The 7,177-nt window shown below is 36.5% G+C and carries 5 protein-coding genes; 2 read left to right on the top strand and 3 right to left on the bottom strand.

What is annotated here, in order from left to right:
• The first annotated feature begins 28 nt into the window (after positions 1–28).
• The gene (locus tag IQ31_RS25900; protein ID WP_145331125.1) at positions 29–400 is read left to right on the top strand and encodes a hypothetical protein; all 372 of its coding nucleotides are present in this window, start codon (positions 29–31) and stop codon (positions 398–400) included.
• A 76-nt stretch (positions 401–476) separates the two neighbouring features.
• On the opposite strand, the gene IQ31_RS25905 is transcribed toward IQ31_RS25900, so the two are convergent.
• From IQ31_RS25905 to IQ31_RS25915, 3 genes are all read right to left on the bottom strand, one after another.
• Complete coding sequence (locus tag IQ31_RS25905) at positions 477–1,829, bottom strand: RagB/SusD family nutrient uptake outer membrane protein (RefSeq protein WP_145331127.1); 1,353 nt, start codon at positions 1,827–1,829, stop codon at positions 477–479.
• A gap of 10 nt (positions 1,830–1,839) precedes the next feature.
• Positions 1,840–5,058 carry a SusC/RagA family TonB-linked outer membrane protein gene (locus IQ31_RS25910; protein ID WP_145331129.1) on the bottom strand — a complete coding sequence of 1,073 codons (3,219 nt, stop codon included), beginning with the start codon at positions 5,056–5,058 and terminating at the stop codon, positions 1,840–1,842.
• 71 nt (positions 5,059–5,129) lie between these two features.
• The gene (locus IQ31_RS25915) at positions 5,130–6,800 is read right to left on the bottom strand and encodes a TlpA family protein disulfide reductase (RefSeq protein WP_145331131.1); all 1,671 of its coding nucleotides are present in this window, start codon (positions 6,798–6,800) and stop codon (positions 5,130–5,132) included.
• Positions 6,801–6,891: 91 nt separating this feature from the next.
• On the opposite strand from IQ31_RS25915, the gene IQ31_RS25920 reads away from it, so the two are divergent.
• On the top strand, positions 6,892–7,170 hold the full coding sequence (locus IQ31_RS25920) for a transposase (protein WP_145331133.1): 279 nt from the start codon (positions 6,892–6,894) through the stop codon (positions 7,168–7,170).
• Positions 7,171–7,177 lie beyond the last annotated feature (7 nt).

The following is a 7,177-nucleotide window of genomic DNA, read 5'->3' on the forward strand; positions in this document are numbered from 1 at the left end:
TTTTTGCTACTATAAAAAAGGCCCTAAAATGAAAGCAATATCTTTCATTAAAAAGCATGCGATGGTCGTTTTGGCCGGAGCTGCAATAATTGGTTTTAGTTCGTTTAAGTTGGCAGAGAAAATCATATATCCGGCCGACGAAGTATGGTTTGAGTTCAATAGTTCCTTGAATCCAGGTGATTCTGGTTACGACACTGCGATAACCACACCAAGCAATTATACAAATACAGGCTCTGCCACAAATCCGTCACAATGTTCAAGTACACCGAAGGTATGTGCGGTAAAAGCTGAGCCCGACGGATCAGGACATGTGTCAGCTTCCACTTTAAATTCATTAAAAGCAGATATGTTAAATCCTTCAAGCAGTAATCCAGCTATTTCTAAAAAACCTAATGACTAATTCATACAGTCAGTAAATGCCCCCTCGGCCCCTAGACAGCAAGGGGCTGAAGGGCATTTATTTTGTTAAACACTCATTAATTCTGTTCCATATCAGACATCTCTATCACTTTTTGTGGAAAAAGAAAAGTAAATGATTTAATTTCATTTAAGCTTATACTATACACTTTGTCTCCGATTATTCGCTTCATTTCTTTTTTTCCGATATACATTTCTTCCAATCGTCTTAGGTCCATCCATCTTACACCACGCAGTAGAAGTTCCTTTCTTCGTTCCGCATAGATGAACTTGAGAAGCCCATCTTGCGTTGCTGGAAAAGGTTCCATGGCAACCGTACTGCTATATCGTTTGTCTGTTAAAAATTTTATGGTTTTACTAGCGAGCGTCAATTGTCCGAGCCTGGCTTCACATTCAGCTTTTGTCAACCACAATTCTGCTGTTGTTATCCCATTAAATTTCTGTGCATTTGAGTTTCCCGAATAATCTCCTGTAAATGCGAAATAGCTGTCAGCCTGCTTCGTGAAGAATCGTGTTTTACGTAAATCACTATCTGTATAACTATCATATAGCACTGTATCAATTCGAAGAACTGACTCTCTTGAAAGATTTTCGGCGGCATGAATAGAAAAGAACAATACTTCGGGATTAAATCTTTCAAATGGATATTTTTTACCGCTATTGATCTGATTATAATCCATAAGTTTATCATAAGATTCTAAAGCTCGTTTTGAAATCGCCAATGCCTGTTCGTAGTCTCCCATAGCAAGATATACCCTAGAAAGCAGCCCCAATGCAGCGTTTCTATTCGGTCGAGTTGGGTAAGTCAGATTCTGATCCGTCAGATAATCAGATGCTAGTTTTAGATCGGCAATGATTAGATCCATTGTTTCTTTTAGAGATAATCTTATGGGCTTATCATTTACATCAGTACTCCTTTTCATTGGTGGTCCCAAGACTAATTCGGCTGTCTTTTGGTTATAGGCCGGTGCATATATCTGCGCTAAATCAAAATAGCTATACGCTCTAAAAAACAAAGCCATTCCCTCCAAATTTCGTCGATCCTTTTGATCAAGCTGAATCTTATCCAGATGTTCAAGTACGGTATTAACATTAAGTAAACGACTATAGGACACCCAATACCAATCGGCCAAAGGCTTTCTATCCCATATATAAATGGCCCTGTCAGACAGCTGACTTATTCCCATATATTGTTTATCCAATATAAAAAAATCATCCGAAGCAATATCGCCGACCGCTGCTACATAGCTTTGATTCATTACAACAGTATAGTCCATGAGGGCATAGAGATCAGATTTTGAGCTAATCGTAGCCAATGACATATCAGATTTTTCCTCTAGAAATTGGTTACATCCCAACATCAACATCATAACAATACCAATTACCATTTTTGTTGATAGTATATTTTTCATAATTCTTCTGTTAAAATGTTAATGTTGCTCCCATACTAAAAGATCTTGGAGCGGGAATATTTCCGAAATATTCGGGATTTATATCTTTTTTAGTAGCCTTCCAAATCAAACCTATATTCTCTGCCACAATAAAGAATGCCAATGATTTAATTTTGGATCCAATAGGCAATGCAGGATTATACTGCAACCGGAGATCCTGAAACTTAATATGATCTCCACGTTCGGCTAAAACGGAAGCATCCTTATAAAATAGATCCGCCCCATCATCCAGTGGATAGACCATAGCGGGCACATCTGTTAATAATTCGTCTCCAGGTTTTTGCCATCTATCATAAAAGTCTACATGGCCGTCATACTTTCCAAAAAGAGACTGATAACTTATACTACTTCTTTTAAAGTAATATTTTAAGCGATAGCTTATTGTTGCCGAAAGATTGAATTGCTTATAACTGAACGTATTTCTAAAAGTCCCGAAATAGAGCGGGCGTGCAGAACCAATTTTTTGGAGCACATCCAATGTCTTGCTACCCATTATATCCCAGTATGCGGTACTTTTATCACCATTTAGTAATCCTTGCGGCTTACCTTCACTATCCAAACCTTCCCACTTATAAGCGTAAAGACTATATACCATGTCTCCCGGCAGATTTGAGATTCCACCTTTAAGCACATAAGAGGTGGGCGATTGCTGATCCGTTAATGTTTTGACAATCCAATTGTTATTATAAGAAAATAATAGATTGCCTGCCCAGTTTAGATCTCTCCAATTCTTTTTGAGTGTCAAATTTGCATCGAACCCCCTAGATTTAGTGTTGGCAGCATTCAGAACCATGGAACTTACACCCGAAGTTGGATCCAATGGCTGAGTATCGAAAAGATCAAAAGTATACTTATTATAGTAATCAATACTTCCGGAAAACGAATTATTCCATGCGCTAAATTCGATTCCAACATTGACATTTCGCAACTTCTCCCACCTAAGTTCCTTATTGGGTAAATTAACTATCCTCGCCATAGGATAAGGCACACTCCAATTATTATAACCAAAATATTGTATAGTAGTCAGGGCACTCATACTGTTATCCACATTTCCGCTGTAACCTAACGATCCTCGTAACTTTAGAAAATTAATCACAGAGCTTTTGAAGAATTTTTCATTATGCAGATTCCAGCCAAAACCTATCGACCACAAAGGTGTCCATTTATTGTTCGTCTCTACACCAAATAAGTTTGATGCATCCCTGCGTACGCTTCCTGACAGTAAATATCTGTTTTGGAATGCGTAATCCATTATACCGTACAGCGAGACAAAGTTTGTGGTAATATCGGTGTTGGGATAACTGTTAAAGGGAATTGTATTGTTACCACCAAGTCCACCAAAAGTTGGATACTGTTTACTGAAATCTATATTCGAAACAAAAGAAAGATTTTCAGCGTTATAACCATACAATATATTACCCATAGAACCATCATCTTTGTTCCGCCATTCCGCCCCGGCAAGAGCAGATATACTGTGTCCTTTAAAATCCGTTTTATAGTTTAGCTGCATACGGAAATTTCTTTCTTTAGAAAATCCATCCTGTTGCCTGAGTATACCTCCGTAAGGAAAATTGTAACTTAAACTTCCATTAGTGATCTGTGTTCCTCTATTTATAAGATCGCGGGCATAAAAGGTATTTATAAAATAGCGCTCCTCTTTTTTCCTATCAAAGAAATTGTATCTATATTTTAAATCTGCCGTGAGGCCCTTTAATAGAAATAGTTGAAGACCAAGATCGGCGAGCAGGTTTCTACTGGTTGTTACAAGAGGAGGTTCGTCAATATAATCAAGTGGGCGGTATTTCCAATCTAACAGATTTCCAGCACCTACAGTATCTATATATGAAAATCGATATTTATAGGGAACGGCGAGATTTATTCCTCCCTCTCTCAATTTTAAATAAGGAAATGGATATCCATTATCAGAATAAAAGTCGGTAGCTAGCGCACTAACATTTTTCAGTTCATTGTACATCAGTCTACCGGAAAGATTCACAACTCGATTAAGTTTGGCTTCGATACTTAATTGGCTACTAATCCGATTGGTTTTATCGCTGCGTAAACTTGCTAGAGACCGATCGTATCCTATTTGTGCCATACCATTTAGCTTCTCTGATCCTCCCCTAACTAAATAATTATATTGTTGTAAAGCAGCACCTCTATACATATATTTAAGCATATCGTCACGCACATCTGTATATTGATAAGGCTTAATTCCTGCGGCTAGCGCTTCATCATCAAAAACCCCTTTACGGTTAGCTTCCAATAATTCAACCACAGGTGATATAGCAGGTCGACTATTACTAGTTAGTTTGCCATTAAAATATCCTTTCTCAAACAGAAAACGCTCCACGGAAATCAGATCGTCACTAGAAATAACCCGATGCCTATATAAGTCAGGTTTCGCATCCACTCGTATTGAAGCTTTAAATTCTTGTTGCAAAGGCGTTTCAAATCGACCTTTTTTTGTGGTTAATACAATAACACCATTACCAGCTCTTGCTCCCCATATCGCAGAAGCCGCACCATCTTTCAAAAGCGTCACACTCTCGATATCATTTGGACTTAAAAGATTGATATCTCCTTCATAAGGAAAATTGTCGACAATTACCAATGGTTTACTACCTCCAAGGCCTGCCTTCCGTAAGGTACTGACACCATGCATGAAAATTTTAGGTTCAATAGGTTTACCGTTGTCATTAAACGAATATTCTGAACGATCAAAATAAGTACCTGTGGTCAGGTGTTCCAACTTCGATAATACGTCAAAATTAGCAGTCCTATCCAACAATACCTTATCAATTTTTTCATAGCTGCCCACACTTCTGGCTTTATGAAGGGAATGATACCCAGAGACAAGCACCTCATCAATCATACCCATCTTTGCCGACAAGATCAGTATTTTCTTTATATCTTTAGTAGACAGTACAGTTCTTAAACTTTTATAATTAAGATGTGAGATTTCTACTTGAATTTTGTCGAGATTAGCATTTATTTTATAGGAACCTGTGCTATCTGTTTTGATAACCCGCCCATCTTTAATTACTCTAATATTTACGTCAGCAATACCTTTTCCAGTTGAATCTCGTATCACCCCTTGATAAAGCCGTTCGGCCCCGTGTTGGGCACGTACCTGAAGATTCCATGTTATCAATAATAGTAACATGGGGAAAAACAGCATATTTTTCATGTATAAAATTATTTTCTTATGATTTAAAACAATTGATTATATATTTGATATGTTCTATAGGCCAATCTGTGCTATTGCTTTTCAACAGCAGGTATATACCCATAAGTATCAAGTTCAAGTTTCCCAAGCTTACTTACATCGGGAAAAGCTCCTTTATAGAACATAAGCATTGGAATTCTACAAATTTGTGAATACACTTTAAGTCCATGTATTTCGCATATCTTTTTTATTTCGTCTAAACTATAAGGACGATCTTCCAAACTAATTTTCGGCAACTTGTACAAGCCTTTCTCTATGAGTACTGGTGGTAATTTAAAAGTCGGATGATTGAGATAACGGAGAAATGTATTCTTATCGATGTTTTCCTCAAAATCAGAAGAAAGATTAGACTTCCTAGCAATCACATAACATTCCATTGGCACCATCAAAAGCCGTGATTTTACATTAAGAAAATTATCGAGATCCTCTGCCAATTGAATTTTTAATTTCTCATCAGAAATACTGTGTGCTGCCAAATTTTCATAAGTATAATAGTATTTACGCTGCACATCCAATCTAGCTTCTCTGGGATATGTTCCTAAAGGTTTAGGCAATAGCAGTGCTGTCAACTCTGGTGTTAGTATGATACGTCTATTAGGAAAGTTTGCCAATCCAACAAAATCATCACTTTTCTTATTATAGTCAAAATATGCTATTTCAAACAATGACATGATATCCATATTTGGTATCAACCATCTTGTTATAGCCGTATCCCTTTTTAAAAGAACATTACTGATCAATCCATCTTGAAAACCTAGAATAGTACGATATGCCAATGGCTGATACTGTCGCACATCTTTGAATGAAGACGACAATACAGTAGAACTATTCATAATAGCATCGTCCTTCTTAATTGGCATGTAGGGGTTATTATGAACAATAAGCATTTCAATTGCCTCCTCAGTGAGATATTCTGGGAGAGTGATTGAAACAATTCTTGTATTTGCTATAACAATCACATGAGGAAAGCCCATAGTAGGAAAATAATCTCCGAAAGTACTATCAATCGCCGTTACAAAACCGGTAATATTCTTTATAGGACTTTTATTAAGAGTTGTCAATACGCGCGCTCTTGATTGATTGACTACTGGTAAGACTTTAATCTTTTCCTGAAATTTATTCTGTAGATGGAATAGATGAGGAAAACTATTTATACAATAAGTACACCATGTCCCCCACAGATCTATTACAATGACCTTTTCTTTAAAATCATCGAGGGTAATATTACTTTCAGCCCCCGTCTTATCAAATATGCTTAAACTTGCTTTAAGTAAACGATCTGGGACAGTATCTCCTACTTTAAGTGCTTTTATAGCAACGATTTCATTAGGTTTGTTTCGTCCACTTGGTAACTGTGTCATGGATTGCCCACTTACAGCATAAATAGATAATAAATAAATCGCTATAAATAATATTCTTTTAAGATTAAAACTGCTCGTTGACAGTGAATTTACAATACTGTTCAGATGAAAGTCCGAAGAAAAGTTATGTCCATTTTTTGAGATCAAATAGAGAGAGTTTAAATGGCTTCTTTTTAATATCTTAAGTATATGATATCCATACTGAAAGCCTACTACGACCAGGTTAAAAAGATACGATAATTTAATAGACAACCAGTTTTGGATTTCCAATTTATTTTGTTCTTGATGAAAGGAATGTTTTACAAGGAACAGTTCCCTCCCACTCTTAAAAAATTGTTTCATTTTAAGATTATATTTGAGACAGAGTATGCTGCTCCCCTAAAACTAGACATAAATTTAAGGTATGAAATAAATAGATTAAATTAGCAATATTATGTCACGTACACGGAGAACATTTAGTAAAGATTTTAAAAGCAGAGTTGTATTGGAGTCACTCAGAGAGAAGGATACGATAGAGGTTTTAGCGAAGAAATATGAGTTGTTGCCGACTCAGATTTCGGCATGGAAAGCAGAAGCCATCCGGAATATGAGCAAAGTTTTTTCAAAGGATACAGGAGATTCCAAAGATAGCAATATACCGACGGAAAAGCTCTTTGCTCGTATTGGAGAATTAAGCCTAGAAAACGAATTTCTAAAAAAAAAGCTTTACTAATTCCTTT

It is taken from the genome of Sphingobacterium siyangense (assembly GCF_007830445.1).
GTDB lineage: Bacteria > Bacteroidota > Bacteroidia > Sphingobacteriales > Sphingobacteriaceae > Sphingobacterium > Sphingobacterium siyangense.